This is a genomic window from Peribacillus sp. TH16 (assembly GCF_016651095.1).
GTDB classification, from domain to species: Bacteria; Bacillota; Bacilli; order Bacillales; family DSM-1321; genus Peribacillus; species Peribacillus butanolivorans.
The window spans coordinates 1,829,015-1,845,212 of sequence record NZ_JAEKEM010000002.1 but is presented as its reverse complement, the minus strand read 5'-3'; the positions used below and the strand labels follow the sequence as shown (position 1 = coordinate 1,845,212).

At 34.3% G+C, this 16,198-nt stretch carries 16 protein-coding genes and 1 pseudogene; 15 read left to right on the top strand and 2 right to left on the bottom strand.

Translation table 11 applies throughout. The annotated features are described in order from the left end of the window. Position 1 precedes the first annotated feature (1 nt). The 3 genes from JFV29_RS08855 to JFV29_RS31635 are packed head-to-tail and all read left to right on the top strand — an operon-like array spanning position 2 to position 1,765. Positions 2–1,042, top strand: a complete 1,041-nt coding sequence (locus JFV29_RS08855) for a threonine aldolase family protein (RefSeq protein ID WP_201182602.1) — start codon at positions 2–4, stop codon at positions 1,040–1,042. Positions 1,043–1,045: 3 nt separating this feature from the next. Next, the gene (locus JFV29_RS08850) at positions 1,046–1,408 is read left to right on the top strand and encodes an alanine--tRNA ligase-related protein (protein WP_201182600.1); all 363 of its coding nucleotides are present in this window, start codon (positions 1,046–1,048) and stop codon (positions 1,406–1,408) included. Beyond that, complete coding sequence (locus JFV29_RS31635; RefSeq protein WP_201183478.1) at positions 1,409–1,765, top strand: hypothetical protein; 357 nt, start codon at positions 1,409–1,411, stop codon at positions 1,763–1,765. It abuts the gene before it with no gap. 854 nt (positions 1,766–2,619) lie between these two features. On the opposite strand, the gene JFV29_RS08835 is transcribed toward JFV29_RS31635, so the two are convergent. Continuing rightward, a complete protein-coding gene (locus JFV29_RS08835) occupies positions 2,620–3,492 on the bottom strand; it encodes a DMT family transporter (protein ID WP_201182596.1) in 873 nt (290 codons plus the stop codon). 110 nt (positions 3,493–3,602) lie between these two features. Between JFV29_RS08835 and JFV29_RS08830 the strand changes: the two genes are divergently transcribed. From JFV29_RS08830 to JFV29_RS08790, 9 genes and pseudogenes are all read left to right on the top strand, one after another. Next, a complete protein-coding gene (locus JFV29_RS08830) occupies positions 3,603–4,460 on the top strand; it encodes a LysR family transcriptional regulator (protein WP_201182594.1) in 858 nt (285 codons plus the stop codon). A gap of 202 nt (positions 4,461–4,662) precedes the next feature. Beyond that, the gene (locus JFV29_RS08825; protein ID WP_201182592.1) at positions 4,663–5,217 is read left to right on the top strand and encodes a GNAT family N-acetyltransferase; all 555 of its coding nucleotides are present in this window, start codon (positions 4,663–4,665) and stop codon (positions 5,215–5,217) included. Between the two features lie 270 nt (positions 5,218–5,487). Further along, positions 5,488–6,390, top strand: a complete 903-nt coding sequence (locus tag JFV29_RS08820; protein WP_201182590.1) for a hypothetical protein — start codon at positions 5,488–5,490, stop codon at positions 6,388–6,390. A 487-nt stretch (positions 6,391–6,877) separates the two neighbouring features. Further along, on the top strand, positions 6,878–7,318 hold the full coding sequence (locus JFV29_RS08815; protein WP_201182588.1) for a CoxG family protein: 441 nt from the start codon (positions 6,878–6,880) through the stop codon (positions 7,316–7,318). Positions 7,319–8,015: 697 nt separating this feature from the next. Next, positions 8,016–8,513 carry a GrpB family protein gene (locus tag JFV29_RS08810; RefSeq protein WP_201182586.1) on the top strand — a complete coding sequence of 166 codons (498 nt, stop codon included), beginning with the start codon at positions 8,016–8,018 and terminating at the stop codon, positions 8,511–8,513. Positions 8,514–8,695: 182 nt separating this feature from the next. Further along, a complete protein-coding gene (locus JFV29_RS08805) occupies positions 8,696–9,331 on the top strand; it encodes a Type 1 glutamine amidotransferase-like domain-containing protein (RefSeq protein ID WP_201182578.1) in 636 nt (211 codons plus the stop codon). 168 nt (positions 9,332–9,499) lie between these two features. Then, on the top strand, positions 9,500–9,784 hold the full coding sequence (locus tag JFV29_RS08800; protein WP_201182570.1) for a hypothetical protein: 285 nt from the start codon (positions 9,500–9,502) through the stop codon (positions 9,782–9,784). A 154-nt stretch (positions 9,785–9,938) separates the two neighbouring features. Further along, the gene (locus JFV29_RS08795) at positions 9,939–10,466 is read left to right on the top strand and encodes a GNAT family N-acetyltransferase (protein WP_397444174.1); all 528 of its coding nucleotides are present in this window, start codon (positions 9,939–9,941) and stop codon (positions 10,464–10,466) included. Positions 10,467–10,522: 56 nt separating this feature from the next. Then, positions 10,523–10,693, top strand: a pseudogene (locus tag JFV29_RS08790) (lipid II flippase family protein); the annotation flags it as partial. Between the two features lie 346 nt (positions 10,694–11,039). Here the strand turns inward: JFV29_RS08790 and JFV29_RS08785 are convergent. Continuing rightward, positions 11,040–12,470 carry a sigma-54 interaction domain-containing protein gene (locus JFV29_RS08785; RefSeq protein WP_242486804.1) on the bottom strand — a complete coding sequence of 477 codons (1,431 nt, stop codon included), beginning with the start codon at positions 12,468–12,470 and terminating at the stop codon, positions 11,040–11,042. Between the two features lie 309 nt (positions 12,471–12,779). Here JFV29_RS08785 and JFV29_RS08780 point away from each other — a divergent pair, with 309 nt between their 5' ends. The 3 genes from JFV29_RS08780 to JFV29_RS08770 all read left to right on the top strand — a co-directional run bounded on the left by JFV29_RS08780 (position 12,780) and on the right by JFV29_RS08770 (position 16,048). Next, positions 12,780–13,814 carry an aromatic ring-hydroxylating oxygenase subunit alpha gene (locus JFV29_RS08780; protein WP_201182568.1) on the top strand — a complete coding sequence of 345 codons (1,035 nt, stop codon included), beginning with the start codon at positions 12,780–12,782 and terminating at the stop codon, positions 13,812–13,814. A gap of 146 nt (positions 13,815–13,960) precedes the next feature. Next, the gene (locus tag JFV29_RS08775; protein WP_201182559.1) at positions 13,961–15,517 is read left to right on the top strand and encodes a BCCT family transporter; all 1,557 of its coding nucleotides are present in this window, start codon (positions 13,961–13,963) and stop codon (positions 15,515–15,517) included. Positions 15,518–15,817: 300 nt separating this feature from the next. Further along, positions 15,818–16,048 (top strand): hypothetical protein, encoded by a 231-nt coding sequence (locus tag JFV29_RS08770; protein WP_201182556.1) that lies wholly within the window; start codon positions 15,818–15,820, stop codon positions 16,046–16,048. Positions 16,049–16,198: the final 150 nt, after the last annotated feature.

Here is a 16,198-nt window from a genome sequence, read left to right as displayed (position 1 = left end):
GATGATACGTTTTGAAAATGATTATACAGAAGGTGCTCATAAGCAAATTCTAAAACGATTAATAGAAACCAATGAAGAACAAACACCCGGATATGGAGTGGATGAACACTGTGAAAAAGCGAGGGCTTACATTAGAAAAGAGTGTGATGCTCCGAATGCAGATATACACTTTTTAGTAGGAGGAACACAAACGAATACCACTATTATCGCTTCCATTTTGCGCCCGCATCAAGGTGCAGTTTCAGCAATTACTGGTCATATAGCAGCACATGAATCTGGCGCAATTGAAGCAACGGGACATAAAATACTTACTTTACCGAGTGATGATGGGAAAATCCAAGCAGCACAGGTGAAAAATTTATATGATGCTCATTGGAATGATGTCACTCATGAGCATATGGTACAGCCAGGCTTGGTTTACATTTCTAATCCTACAGAAAATGGAACGACTTATAGTAAAGTCGAATTGGAAGCATTAAGTAAAGTTTGCCGGGAATGTCGTTTGCCATTGGTAATGGATGGCGCTAGATTAGGATATGGTTTGGCTTCAATGGATAGCGATTTAACCTTGGCAGATATTGCAAGTCTATGTGATGTATTCTATATTGGCGGAACTAAAGTTGGTGCGATGTTTGGTGAAGCAGTAGTCATCATAAATGATGCCCTGAAAAAGGATTTCCGATATATTATCAAGCAAAAGGGAGGATTATTGGCAAAGGGAAGACTTTTGGGGATCCAGTTTGAAACCTTATTCGAAGATGGATTATACTATGAAATTTCTAATCATGCCGTGGAAATGGCAATCATGATTCGAGATGCATTTGTTGAAAATGGATTTTCATTACGATATGATTCTACATCAAATCAGCAGTTTCCCATTTTGCCGGATGATGTAATTTTGGAATTAGGCAAAAAGTATTCATTTTCCTTCTGGGAAAAAGTCGATGCCTCACACAGTGCTATGAGATTTTGTACTAGTTGGTCTACGAAAAAAGAACATGTTGAAATGCTAGTAGAAGATATTAAGGCGACTAAAGGATAAAAAATGGCAACGATAGAGTTATACGCAGAGAATAGTTATTTAAAAGAATGTACGGCGAATATTGTTTCAATAAAAGAACAATTTGTTGTGTTTAATCAAACGATTTTTTATCCAGGTGGCGGTGGACAGCCTTGTGACCGAGGGATTATTAAACAAGGTGATAAAACCTATAATATTTTAACAGTAAAAAAAATAGATGGAGAAATTATTCATGAACTTGAACGTCCATTACAGCACATTAATCAAACAGTAGAGATGCAGATTGACTGGTCTTGGCGGTTTCAGAATATGCAGTACCACACATTATTGCATGTCATTTCAGGTTATTTATATCAACATTACAATGCTTTAGCTACAAGTAGTTAAATTGAAAAAGAACATGCGAGATTAGAGCTGTCTTTTTCTCCTGGAATAATACAAGAAATACCATTTGATCAATTAGAACAATCAATAAAGAAGTTACTGGCACAACCCCATAATGTTTACACGAAAATATTAAGTAGAGATGAAGCCGAGCAAAAAGAAGGGACTATTAAGACGGTAATTAATTTACTTCCAGCTTCTCTTAACGAAATTCGAATTGTTCAAATAAATGATATTGATGCGCAAGCATGTGGCGGAACCCACGTCAACAACACAACTGAAATTAAAGACTTCTCCATTATGAAAATTCAAAATAAAGGTCCCATGAAAAAAAGGATTAAAATTCAACTACTGGATTAAGTTCTACTATCCCTTCTTTTTAGCAATGAGGGGATAATCAATTGGACAGTAGAAAATTTATACGGGAATAGTTCAATAAACGGTAGCATCAATATTGATTATTATTTTCATGTTCCAATTTGCAGCTGCAGTTTGTTATGCAATTAACAGGTGCGTTCGTTCTTTAAAGAGCTGTGATAATCAGCTCTTTTCTTATGGAGCTAAAGTAGCAGGACTGTAGTATAAGACTTGAGTAGTCAATTTCAGATGTTAATTTTTCTATCTTTGGTACAATAAAGAAAAATTAAAAGTGGGGATTACTATTAAAAAGAAAAGCCTTTATGCCCTTAATTTAATATTATTGCTATTATTAGTGGCTTGCCAACAATCATCAGAAAATTTGAATTTTAAGGGTGATAGTGAAAATTGATCAGCAAAACTTAATGTAGTAAAAACTGATAAAGGAAAAGATTATAAATCTGTTGAAAACCTTGAATTTAAGATTAATACTCCTAATTATGCTTGGGGTATGGGCGATATTGAATTGAATAGTACTGGTGTATACAAAACACATAAAACTGAAACGGGTGAATTTTCTACGTCAAAAACTGATGTTATCGATATAGAAGTGACGTGGAATGGAAAGGTTGAAAACTTTTCGTTAAATAATAAGGAGTAACTTTTTGATTATTTTTTGCATTTAAAAGGAAGATAGTCTGTTTGAACTTAAGCTCCTGAATAATGGATAGCAAGGTTCTTGTTCAACTAACAGGTGCGATTCTTCATTCTAAAAAATCTGATTGAAGGTTACTTTATTTTTAGCACAGAATAAGTTTACTAACCGTATTCAACTATCTTTTATATATTTACGACGTTCAATTCATACCATATTCTATCCTTTTCTTCGGAGTATGATTGGCAACAAAAATACCGATTAAAATTATCGTTGCACCAATATATTCTTGCATGACCATCTTTTCACCAAGGAATAGAAAGGCAAAAATTGCAGCGGTAATTGGTTCTAAGGAAAAGATAAAGCCAGTATTTTCAGGTGTTGTGTAGTTTTGCGCTATTGATTGAACGACAAATCCAAAAGCAGAGCAAATGATTGCTAAACTGACAATGGCTGCCCAACTAACAGCACCTATTGGCCATGAAAATGGCTCAAAAAGTAATGATGCAATTAGCCCCAGTATCCCCGTAAACCCAAGCTGAAAAATTCCAAGCTGAAAGGCATCAACAGTTCGTGCAAAATAATTATTTGCTACAATATGGATGGCATATAATAGGGCTGTTAATAAACAATAAATTATCCCGATTTCAAAAGTGAATGAATCTTTCAATGAAAGCAAAGTGAGTCCTGTGAACGTAATTAGAGTGCCCAACATAACTTTGCGTACTGGTAATTTCCTTTTAATTACAACCATAATCAAAGGAACAAAAATAACAGTTGTCGTAATTAAAAAGCCAGCTGTTGAGGCACTGGTAGTTTGCATTGCAAAGCCGAATGTAGCAAACACACCACATAATATAGTACCTAAAATCGCACTCGCTTGGATCGTTTGCCGATGCACGTGACGTATTTTTTGAAAAAACAATAGAGCCATTACAATGAATGCAATAATAAATCGAAATGCAACAAGCATAAATGGCTGCACTTCACCTATACTGAACTTCGTAAATATATAAGATGAACCCCATCCCATTGTAACGAAGACTAATAGAATATTAGCTTGTTTTTGTGTCATGTTAATCTCCCTCTCTATATAAGTGATATAATCGTAGCATCCCTTTTGTTATTAGGGAAACGAATGTTTTTAATAAAACTATTAGATTTACTAATATAGAGGTGATTAACATGAATGCATATTTCGCACTTCTTGCGGTACTTGAAACGGGTAGTTTTACAAGTGCAGCAAAACAACTTGGTTATACGCAATCAGCTGTCAGTCAGCTTGTTCATACAGTAGAAGCTGACTTGGAAACGCAGCTTATCATTCGTTCACGGACAGGAGTAACACTGACACCAGATGGAGAGCAATATTTACCGTTTATTAGAAGTATTTGTAATGCAATTAGAGAATTACATGAAAAGAAAAAGGAAATGCAAGGGTTAGAACGAGGGACTATTCGAATTGGAACATTTTCGAGTGTGGCATGTCACTGGTTACCACAATGGATGAAGGAATTTAAAATACTGTATCCTAATGTCCGATTTGAAATTCATTTAGGTGATTATACGGATATTGAAAATTTAATTAAAGAAGGGGTAGTAGATTTTGGCTTTGTGAATCCAGATGCAGTGACACAACTCGAAATGATTCCTATTCAACAAGATGAAATGCTTGCGTGTTTACCACCAAATCATCATTTGGAAATGCGTGATAAAGTACTATTACAGGAATTATTAGAGGAGCCTTATATCTTATTAGATGAAGGAGCTGTTAGTGAACCTCTTAATGTATTTCATCGACACCAATTTGAACCGAAAATCGAATATCGTGTACAAGATGATTATGCCATTATGTCAATGATTGAGCAGGGACTAGGTCTTTCAATTTTGCCTTCATTAATATTAGAACGTTTACAATATAATATTGTGACAAAATCGATTGAACCACAAGTAATGCGGACTATTAGTATAGCTTATAAAGAGAAAAGTATTTTACCGATTACAAGTCGATATTTCATTGACTTTATTGTAGCGAAAGGATAAAGAAAAAGCGATGCGAGCCATGGCAGATCACCCTGAATTGGTTCAATTTGCAACTGAAATTGAATGAAAAAGGACTTCTTTATTGCAAAGGGGTTCTTTTTTTGTGCATTTCTCTTGTAGAACTTAAGGGGCAGTTTAGTTTAAGAGGTATTACCTGTAAATTGTAGAAATTATATAAGAAATAAATATGAAGGTGGTTTCTATGGGACAGTTTCAACCAAAGCATTTCATAAAAAAGAACGGTGAATCATTTTTATTGAGAACAGCTTTACCCGAAGACACGGAGAAGGTGCTAAGATTTAATAAGGCTATTATTAGTGAAGCCCCTTATTTACTTACTACCGAGACTGAATTCAAAGTATCTTATGATCAAGAAAAACAATTTTTAAAACATATAGTTGATGACAATGGGAAGTTAGCAATTATAGCTGAATATCAAGAAGAAATAATAGGTTTTTTAGATTTTCATAATGGTCATAAAAAGCGAATTCTACATCAAGGTGCCTTTGGAATGAGTGTTGCCAACGAATATAGAAATCAAGGAGTTGGTAAAGCATTGCTAACTGTATTGTTGGATTGGGCAAAAGACAACCCTTTAATTGAAAAAGTTTGCCTTGAAGTATTTGCTGATAATACGAATGCAATTTGTTTATACGAAAATTTTGGGTTTGTTGAGGAAGGCCGTAAATTGAAAGCTATAAAGATTGATAATGAAACATACTATGACTTAATCTTAATGGCTTATTTTACGAATTAATCACAGATGTTATATAGCTAACGGGTGCTTTACTTCAATATGGGAGGTTGCTGCGGCAACCTTTTTCTTACGGAACTAAAGGGGCAGGTTAATTTAATAAGGATAATCCTGGTTATGATAAAGCCATTCTTTTTTGGAATTTGTCTAGTTATTAAGTAATAGTCTTAATGTCTTTTCGATTAACTATAATAAAGGTAAAATACCCATATTTATTGGGTGATTCTGGATATACAATCAAGGCGATTTCCTACCAGATAGGGGGACTTAAAAATGGCATCTATTGTTTACACAGTGATATTAATTGTTAGTTTTTTATTTTTAGTGTGGAAAAATGACGATAAAGAATCTTATTTTCCGTTAAAAATAATTGGATATTTTATATTAGGTTCATTTGCCTTTAATTTCAATCAAATTTCACTTCCACTTGGGTTTGTAGTGTATCTGATATTTTTTCGACCTAAGTTAAATGTACAGGTTAAACGAATAGCTGCGGTCTTTGGTTTTCTTGCATTTATATTCGTCCATTGGACCATACCATATGCAATGGATGAATGGGAAAGTCGCCCAATATTCATTGAGCATGAACTTGGTTCAGTATATACGATGAACTTTCAAGAAGAATATGAACTGGTTAAGCAAGATTTAAATCTAGAGAACAACAGTTTGAGGCTTGAGGATTTTGAAGTAGACTATACTGAAGATGGAAGAATTACAGACTTAAGCTGGCAACTACTTGGTCAAAATGGCAATAGCTATAATCTCTATCAAATTCGATATGATATTGATAAGAATAGGTATCAAGTTATGAATAGTCAGCTTGAAACATGGCTCCAATACAATCGATTAATTGATGCTGAACATTTTTTTGAAAATCTTAATGTGCTTGATATTAAAAATATTACTCATGCTAAGGGTGACTTTTCTTCCTATGTTATACAAAGTACAGGGGAACTTATCAATTATGCATTAGAAAATCGAACTCATGTCGTATCAAATGGAGAAATACAATTATTAGATGATGAGCAGTTACCAGTTGAAGGTTATTATATTTCAACATTTGCAATGAAGAAAACGGCAGAAGAAAGAGATGATCAAGGAAATATCACACAAGAAAGCTTCGAAGGTACTGAATTGTCTGATTATCTATTTGATGTAAATTTTGATGAGGAATGATAGAAATTATTGTTGAATATCTAGCAAGCTAAATTTCATCTAACGGAAGGTGTCTATCTAAAAGTTTCTTCCGTAATCAAGGCGAATCCTACTAAAGATTCGTCTTTTATGAATCTTTAAACTGGAATAGGAAAATATGTTAAAATATAACTGACTTTATGAAAAAAACTACTTCAGCTAAAGGGTGCGTTAGCTTAAGATCGGAGCTGTCTTTAAGGCAGCTTTTTCTTATGGAACTAAAGGGGCAGGATAGTTCCATAAGGGATACTGTTAAGTGACATTAAAGTCGTTTAAAAACGTCAGTCCTGTTATTCCATTAAAGGGCCGGATTGTGGAGGATTGGAGAATTTTGATTCTACAAATAATTGGGGGATTGGAAGAAGGAAAGCTATGTATAATTAGTGATGTAAGTTTATGCTTTTTATGTAATAATTATTTTGTAGAAATGTAAAGTTACAATTCATACATAGTGAAGGTGGGGATCATAATGGCAACGGGAACGCATACTGTAGAAGTTCCAGTAGATGTACAAGCAGTTTGGGATTATGTCAGTGATCTCGAAAAATGGGCAACGACAGTACCAGCCTATAAAGAACATGAAATCATAAATGACAAGCAATCTATTTGGACATTTGAAGGTAGTGTGAAAGGTATTAAAAAAACAATACAAGCGCAGGTAGATATTACCGAATGGAATGAACCTTCAAATATTAAGTTTGAATTAAAAGGTTTATCAGATAATTTTACAGGAAGCGGTCACTTTACTGCAGAAGATGTTAATGGTAAAACAATAATGACTTGTAAGGTGGAAATCCATGCAGGCGGATTATCTGGTGCGGTGTTAACACCAATTATTAAATGGGCTGTTCCAAAAGTAGCATCTCGTTTAACAGAATCTATCGCACGTAAAATTGCAGTATTCTCATAGTTTTCAAAGATTGAAAGCCAATTCATTTTGGAGATACCTTCTCTGAAGTATAGATGGTAACATTCTGAAGTGACCAAAATAATGATATCGAGCTCTACTAGAAATTTTATAATTAGCGGAAAGGGGGCTGTCCAAAAAGGATGGCCTCTTTTTTTCAATATTCCAGAATCGCTTTTCTTAATGAACTAACAGGTGCTTTAGCTTAGGGTCAGAGCTGTCTTTAAGGCAGCTCTTTCTTTATGCAACTATTGGAGCAGGTTAATTTAAAAAAGGTTTGTAATTTATGGTAAAACAAGATGTATAATTTGTGTAATTCAGAAGGGAGGTTGAAAAGAAATGAAGCTTTCTTTTTGGTTCTATTTGGGAGCTGTGTTTGTTTATTTTTTAAGTTTTATTTCTTCCTTTTCAGTTGGGTTATATGTATTATTTGGAGCAATTTTACTTTTACTATTTGGGTTGGTGATATCTTTTAAACTTCAAGAAATGAATATATTCATTTTAATAGGTATTTCCATTGTAATCTGTGTTGTTTCATATGTCATTTGGTATCTTTTAGTTCATAATGTAGATGACTATTATATATTTTTCCCTTTTACAATTTTCGTATAAATACTTCCTTGTTGAACTAACAGGGCAGTTTAGCTGAAGAATGGTAAAGTTAACTATAAAGAATTTATTAAGGGAGAGAGAGAGACATATGGAACAAGTAAATTTCTTAGATAATAGTCAGTCTTATGAAAATGTGGAGAAAGCTTTCTTAGTGCATAAAAAAATAATTAAAGAACTTCTGGAAGAAGCTGATATCCAGCACATAGGAAGTACAGCTATACCTAATTGCCTTACAAAGGGTGATTTAGATATACAAGTGCGTGTTATTCCTGAACACTTCTCTAAAGCCGTACAAGCACTTTCACAATTATATGAACTTAATGATGGCAGTGTAAAAACTTCATTCTTCAGGTCATTTAAAGACGATACAAAAATTCCTCCTTTAGGAGTACAATTAAGTGTCATTGATTCTGAATATGATTATTTTTGGAAGTTCCGAGATGTTTTATTACGAAGTGATGCTTACAGGATGGAATATGATGAGCTAAAGAGGAAGTATGAAGGCAAAAATATGGATGAATACAGGGAAGCCAAAAACGAATTTTTCCAAAGATTAATGAAGACTCCTGAATTTAATAATCTGTGATAAATTGCTTTTTTCATCTTCAACTAACGGGTGCTTTACTTCAAAAAGGGAGGTTGCTGCGGCAACCTTTTTCTTAATGAACTAACGGGGCAGGTAGCTGAAGAGCAGTGACATATAAAGGTATTGTCCTTTTTTACGTAGAATATTTTAAGAATAGCTTGTAAATAAATGGGGGTAGACATATGGAAATTTGTTTTATAGGTGGCGGAAATCACTTGAATAACGAATTAGGTGAAGTGTTCCTGGAACTTTCAAAAATGATTAAACCTGATGCTAAGATTTTAATAATCCCTTTTGCAACCGACAACTCCAGGTATGAAAGCTGGATGGAAAGTATCAAACAAGCCTTTTCAATAATGGAGAATGTGAGTGTTGAATTATTAAACGAAGACCTTTCAGAAAAAGAAATGAAAAAGTCTATAAAAGAACATGATGTTCTTTATTTTATTGGTGGAAAGCCAGAAAGGTTAATCCATGTAATAGAAGAAAAAGGACTTACCCCAATTATCAAAGACTTTCAAGGTTTAATCATTGGATATAGTGCGGGTTCATTAGCTTTCTGCAATGATTGCATAATAACAAAAGATAAAGACTATCCAGAAACGATAGTGATCAAGGGCTTAGGATTAGTTGGGTTTAGCGTTGAGGTCCATTACGAGGATAATATAGATGGAGAATTAATTCCCCTATCAAATGAACGAAAGGTATATGCAATACCAAATGGAAGTGCAATTTTCTCCAAGAACGGGAAACTATTTAAAGTGGCAAATGATATCTATTCCTTTCAAAATATGAAAAAGGAAATAGTAAATTCCTAATTCTTAATGAACTTACGGGTGCTTTACTTCAATAATAGGGGTTGCTGCGGCAGCCTTTTTCTTATGGTTCTAAAAGGAAATAGTACACACGGGAAAGAATATAATGTAATATATATCATTTATTTACATTTTTTTTAAGAGAATCCGAAAAGAAAAGGAGCTAAAAAGGTGTATATAATAATTGCATTTCTAGTTTTTGTGATAGTGTTTATTGCAACTACCCAACTAATTTCAAATAGGTATTGGAAATGTATCTATACTACATTTGGATATGAGAATTATTTTAAGGTGGTTTCCAAACTGAAAAGCGAAGGAATAACATACAAAACTAAAACTCCAATAAATATAGGTTCCGAAAATCTCCCAAATCGTATGGATTCTACTCAATATGATGTTTTTGTTAAAAAAGAAGATGAACAAAAAGCCCAGAAAGCACTGCACAAGAATAATTGATTTATCATGGACTAACAAAGGTGAGATCATTGAGTGTGGGCTGTCAGATATGGCAGCCTTTTTCTTATAGAATTAAAGGGGCAGGTTAGTGAAAGAGGGTATCTACCATATTTGTGGAATTATTATTGAAATATGTAAGGTAAAGGGGCTAATAATGATGACAAAAAATAATTTCCAAGTTTCCCTAAGAACAGGAAATTTAGATGATGCAGAAGCCTTGTTAGAAATTCAAAGGGAAGTTGTTTCAGAAAACGAATTTATGATTTCCGTTTTAGAAGAATTTGAAGAGACAACGGAGCAACAAAGAAGTTGGATACAGAAAATTTTAGAAAATGAAAGAGAAACAATAATTGTGGCTGAAATTAAAGGAAAAGTTATTGGTTTGATTGTATTTCGGTCAAAAAATACCAAAAGGCTTGCTCATACTGGTTATTTTACGACTATGATAAAGAAAGATTATCGAGATATGGGTATTGGTAAACTCCTTATTAAAGAACTTTTAAACTGGGCAGAACAAAACCCTTTAATTGAGAAAGTAAGTTTAGGAGTTTTATCAACAAATCAGAGGGCAATAGCCTTATACAAAAGTGTGGGATTTGTAGAGGAAGGACGTAAAATTAAAGAAGTAAAGTTTAGCGAGGACTTATATGTAGATGACATTCTTATGTATAAATTGGTTTAATCCTTCTTGAACTACTATGAAAATAAATTTCTGTAACTTCGAAAAAAGACAGTACCAAAGAATCTATTCTTGCGGATGACGTAATAAATCAAAAGGGAAGTTACCTTAATCTCAAGGGCTTATCTCTTATGATGGTTACTTCTCGTTTATTAGGAACCTTACTAGCTCAAGTATTTTTTATTCCAGGGGCAGGATATATTGCGTGGTTTACTAAATTTATTGTCTAATAATTATCTGATTTCTTATAGTTTAATAGGATGCAATAAAGGAGACCACAATAAGTGGTCTCTTTTATTAATGTTTAACAAAGCCTGTTTAATAATAATGTATGAAATAAATATCTTTGATGTATTTATCGGCTACTAAATCTGTGTGCTGTACCATGATCTGGATACTAGAAGATTCATGGCCATCTTATTCCGTTCAAAAAGATCTGAGGCAGCACTGCGGAAATGTAAGTAAGGGAATAAAAACTGTTTTTACATTCAGTAAGTGCCGCGTAGAACGTGCAATAAACCGTAAAAAACAAATGATTAAGCTCCCTAATATTTATGATTCATTTCTTTAATGAAATCACTTATAAAAGTCTAAATCTTTGCAGTATTTCCGCACTAACCGTGACGCTTTTGATTGGCTAATGGATAATTGATTAGCGACTTTTCTTGTATTCCTGAATTTTGTATAGGAGTTAACGATCAGGTTTCTTTCAAGTTCTTCTAACGCTTTATCTAATGAATAATCTTGGAGCATCTGACTCGATAGGTCTTGGGGTGTGCTGTTTCGACTAAGTGGTGTCTCTTGACTTGGGGTTACTCGAGCATTTTTTTGTTGTAGTATGATCGGTAAATCAGATACCTGAATGATAGCATCACTCGTTACAACTAAGCTTTCAACCAAATTCTCTAATTGACGTATATTTCCGGACCATGGATAGTCATAAAAAATATCGAGGACTTCCTTCGATATAATACGATTAACTTGATACTTTTTATTGAATACTGAAAGAAAATAGTAAGATAGCGGGATGATATCTTCTTTTCTTTCCCTTAATGGCGGTATTTGTAAATTAACCACATTAAGTCGATAATATAAATCTTCCCTAAATCGTTTTTTCTGCACCATCTCAAATAAGTCTCGATTGGTAGCGGAAATAATTCGAATATCCACTTTCTTTAGTTCTCTGCCCCCAACAGGAAGAAATTCAAGGTCTTGAATAACCTGTAAAAGCTTAGCTTGAATATTAAACGGGATTTCTCCTATTTCATCTAAAAACACGGTACCACCGTTTGCCATTTCAAGTAGTCCTTTTTTTCCGCCTTTGGTTGCCCCGGTAAAAGACCCCTCCGTGTATCCGAAAAGTTCTGATTCTATTAATTGTTCCGGTATGGTAGCACAGTTAATTGATAAGAAAGGCGAGTTCTTTCGAAGTCCTCTATTATGAATGTATTTAGCCAACACTCCTTTCCCTGTACCAGACTCCCCTTGAATCAAAATGGTTGCATCAACCATAGAAATCTTATCGCATATTTCCATTACATTGTTCATCTGTTCATTGTTCGTAATTACGTTTTCTTTATAAGAATTCTTTTCACTTATTTCTTCTGGTTCCTTTTCCTCTGAAATGTATAACCCTTTATAGTTTGGTTCTTGTGCTGTTGTAATAATAAGTTCAATTTCCTGTTCATCGTTGAGTAAAGGAATAGCTGTTGTAATCATTTCCTTTCCAATATATGAAACTTGCTTTATTGTAACCGATTTCTTTTCCTTCAGAACAAAGGGTAAAATACTAGGTTTCCAATATCCTTTGGAGAATATTTCATTATTATGTTTTCCAACTATTTCGCTTAACTGCTTTCCATAATGCCTTTCATAAGCTTTATTTGCGTAAATAATGCAGGCATCTTTGTTAAGAACATAAATCTCATTAGGTGAATGATCTAAAATTTTTTTCAATATCTCAGTACTCATTTCAATTTTTTCTTCATTATTCATTAAGTTTTGCATGAGTTAGCTCCCTTCATCTCCTTTTAAGATGTCAAATGAGTCTTTAATAACTAAAATGAGTCTATTATGGTTAAATTGAGTCAATTATAAATCATATTTATACATTAAAGAAGGGGGAAATAGTAAAATATCGGTAATAATAGAGAGCTTTCGAATTGGCATTATCCTTGCATAAGAGTTAAGTAAAGCATGCTACAGATATAAGGAAATATGATGCCAATAGGTAGAGGAGATTTAAAAGTAATACCTGTATCCTTATTCAGAGCAAGTCTTTAATCTTATGCATAATTAAAAGGAGGAACTGCCATTATGTCTACAAAAGAAGATATGAAAAAGTTGGAATACACACTACCTTATAATCAGTATGTGGATCCTGAAGTCATGAAGGGGGAAAGGGAAAATATTTTCTATAAAAACTGGATTATGGTTGGGCATACAAGCCAGGTAGAGAAGGTTGGAGACTTCTTTACATTTGATTTGGTTGGGGAGCCGATTATTGTAACACGGGGAAAGGATGAAGAGTTACGGGCTTTTTATAATATTTGCCCTCACCGCGGTGCGATGGTCGAGCGTACTGAACAGGGCAATAAAAAAATTCTCCAGTGTATTTATCATGGATGGACATTCCATTTAGATGGTAAGGTGAACAGGACTCCAAATTTCAAAACAAATGATATAGAAAAGCCTAGCTGCATGACTTCAATTCGATTAGAAGTACATCAATCGATGATATTTGTAAATCTAGATCAGGATGCCCCTTCTTTCGAAACAGATTATCAATCTTTTTTAAATAACATAAAAGAATATACTTTTCTTAGTTCCTTAAAAAAGGTCAGGGAAAACCGGCGAATTGTTCTTGCTAACTGGAAATCAATCATTGACAATTATTTGGAATGTGATCATTGTCAAATTGCACATCCTAGCTTCTCGAAGGCATTCGATTTAACTAAATATAGTATTACTCCTTGTGATAATTTTTCCTATCAGTGTACAACAGCAAGCGATGAAGAAGAAGGTTCTGGTGCACGTTTTTACTGGGTATGGCCGAATACCATGATTAGTATTTACCCAGGTACTGGAAATATGACAACGAGCCATATTATCCCGGTTGATGAAAAAAGTTCATTGGCTATTTATCGTTATTATTTTGCTGATGAAAAGTTAACTGAAGACGAGGAAGATTTAATTAAATTTGTCGATCAAGTGCGAGAAGAAGACTTCGAACTAGTTGAGTTATTACAAAGTGGATTACATTCTAAGGCTTGTGGAAGAGGAGTATATTCTCCGACCGAGCACGGTTTGAAACATTTTCATCAATTAGTCACAAAGGCGATGCAAAGCTAGTCTGTAATCTATAAATGGTCTATAGTTTATTAAAAATGAAAGCGTTTTATATGTGTTGTTCATTTGTTAGTGAATTATATAAAAGCTAGAGCTGAAAGTGTAGTTTGCATACTATCAAAAAGCAATGAAAGAGGGTTTTTTATTTTATGAAACAATCAAATGTAGATAAAGCAATCTTTTGGCCGGCTCTAGCTATTCTTGCTGCTTTATCAATTCCTGTACTATTAAATCCTAAACAAGGGACTGCTATCCTCGGAGATCTTCATCATTTAATTGCCGAGAGTTTGAGTTCATTATATTTATGGGCTGTGGTAGCGGCTTTAGGTTTCTTGATTTGGCTGGCATTTAGTAAATATGGAAAGATAAAATTTGGTGCGCCTGATACCAATCCGGAATTTTCAACATTTAGCTGGTTAGCTATGTTATTTACGGCCGGAATTGGTGCAAGTATCACATACTGGAGTGCCATTGAATGGGCGTATTATTACACAGCTCCTCCTTTTGGGGCCGAACCAAAAACTACGGCGGCGGCAGATTGGGCGTCTACGTATGGATTATTTCATTGGGGATTTAGCGCATGGGTACTATATTGTCTACCTGCTTTGCCGATTGCCTATAACTTATATGTGAGGAAAAATCCGAGTGTGAAATTGAGTTCAGCGTGTGAAGGTGTTCTCAAAAAGGGAGCAAATAGCTGGGTAGGAAAAGCGATTGACGTTTTTTTCATGGTTGGACTAGTTGGAGGTATAGGGGCTGCTCTAGGCTTGGGACTTCCGATGATTTCTGAAGGTATTTCTGAATTATTTAATATACCACGAAGCTTTATGTTAGATATGGCGCTTATAGTAATCTTGACATTAATCTTCTGTGTTAGCACGTATTTTGGTCTGAAAAAGGGCCTGAAAAGATTAGCTAACATCAATACGTATCTCTTTTTAGCACTTTCTGCATTCGTTCTTTTAGCTGGTCCAACTTTGTTTATTATATCCAGATTTACGGATAGCGTTGGGGTTTTGTTACAGAATTTCTTTCGTATGAGTTTCTATACCGACTCCGTTGCCAATTCTGGCTTTCCGGAAGCCTGGACGATATTCTACTGGGCCTGGTGGTTTGCTTGTGCTCCTTATATGGGCATATTTGTAGCGAAAATCTCAAAAGGAAGAACGATAAGACAAGTCATTTTTGCTGAATGCATTGGAGGAACGGTAGGATGTTGGGCAGCGTTTTCTATAATGGGTAATACAGGTCTTTACTTTGAACTTAATAAACTTGTTCCTGTCATTGACATTTTAGAGAAGAAAGGTGGAGAAGCAGCGATTGCTGCCATTTACCAGGGCCTTCCCGGCGGCAGTATTGCCTTGTTTGTCATTATCATTATCACCCTTATTTTTCTTTCTGCTACATTAGACTCTTCGTCATTCACATTAGCAAGTGCAGCTTCAAAAAAGTTGTCATTAGATCAAGAGCCAGCTCGATGGCATAAAATATTTTGGGCTTTGGTCATAGAGCTTGTAGCGTTTTCCATGATGTTCGGTGGAGGACTACATGCTCTTCAATCAGTAGTAGTCATTACCTCCGTTCCACTCATATTAATAATGGCGATGGCATCAATATCGCTCATTAAATGGATAAAAGAGGATCAGGCAGAAAGCAGTAGCATAGAAAAAACTATCAATGAAGAACCTACAAAACTAACATCTTGATGTATCATCCAAACTGGGAGGATACAGGAAAGGTGCAAAAGCTTAAGGGATAAACGCCAAACAGGCACCAGCTAAAAGAACAGCTGGTGCCTGTTTGGCGTTTGCTGATCCAACCGTATAAAACTTTTCTGGGAGTTGTGTAAAAAAACCTTAAATTATTTACATTCCTTTTATTCATCTTTCCGCTATTACTTGTTTCACTAAGTGTAAGTGATTTAGCTTAAAGGTGCCCAAGCTATTGATACAATTGCCCAAATAATAAGTACAATTGTGAGACAAAGCAATGTAAATTGAATTCTAATGCTTGTAATACCAATTGAAAGTAGGAACGTACCGATTGCTGATCCTAATCTACTTATTGCTGTTGCCAGTCCAACACCAGAAGATCGGGTTTCTGTTGGAAAGCACTCGAGCGGAGTAAAAAAAAATATATTTTCAATATTCATAATTATTTATATGATAACGCTTACAAAAATTATTGACGAAAGAAAGGGCATGAGTGATATTCTATTTATAGAAATATTTGGTTAGTTTACTAAACTAATTAAAAATATTTAGGTATTAAATGTAAGTAATTATTGTTTGTATCATTTTGTAAGGGCTTTCAACACAAGTAAGCAAGAATGCAATGAGATTTATCTGGTTAAAACCATACAGCGTTATTTCTTCTAGGATAAAAAC

Coding starts and splice junctions, on each gene's coding strand:
- JFV29_RS08815 (WP_201182588.1), top strand. CDS start 6,878: ATGGCAACGGGAACGCATACTGTAGAAGTTCCAGTAGATGTACAAGCA.
- JFV29_RS08795 (WP_397444174.1), top strand. CDS start 9,939: ATGATGACAAAAAATAATTTCCAAGTTTCCCTAAGAACAGGAAATTTA.
- JFV29_RS08775 (WP_201182559.1), top strand. CDS start 13,961: ATGAAACAATCAAATGTAGATAAAGCAATCTTTTGGCCGGCTCTAGCT.
- JFV29_RS08855 (WP_201182602.1), top strand. CDS start 2: ATGATACGTTTTGAAAATGATTATACAGAAGGTGCTCATAAGCAAATT.
- JFV29_RS08835 (WP_201182596.1), bottom strand. CDS start 3,492: ATGACACAAAAACAAGCTAATATTCTATTAGTCTTCGTTACAATGGGA.
- JFV29_RS08805 (WP_201182578.1), top strand. CDS start 8,696: ATGGAAATTTGTTTTATAGGTGGCGGAAATCACTTGAATAACGAATTA.
- JFV29_RS08825 (WP_201182592.1), top strand. CDS start 4,663: ATGGGACAGTTTCAACCAAAGCATTTCATAAAAAAGAACGGTGAATCA.
- JFV29_RS08785 (WP_242486804.1), bottom strand. CDS start 12,470: ATGCAAAACTTAATGAATAATGAAGAAAAAATTGAAATGAGTACTGAG.
- JFV29_RS08830 (WP_201182594.1), top strand. CDS start 3,603: ATGAATGCATATTTCGCACTTCTTGCGGTACTTGAAACGGGTAGTTTT.
- JFV29_RS08820 (WP_201182590.1), top strand. CDS start 5,488: ATGGCATCTATTGTTTACACAGTGATATTAATTGTTAGTTTTTTATTT.
- JFV29_RS08810 (WP_201182586.1), top strand. CDS start 8,016: ATGGAACAAGTAAATTTCTTAGATAATAGTCAGTCTTATGAAAATGTG.
- JFV29_RS08780 (WP_201182568.1), top strand. CDS start 12,780: ATGTCTACAAAAGAAGATATGAAAAAGTTGGAATACACACTACCTTAT.
- JFV29_RS08770 (WP_201182556.1), top strand. CDS start 15,818: ATGCTTGTAATACCAATTGAAAGTAGGAACGTACCGATTGCTGATCCT.
- JFV29_RS08850 (WP_201182600.1), top strand. CDS start 1,046: ATGGCAACGATAGAGTTATACGCAGAGAATAGTTATTTAAAAGAATGT.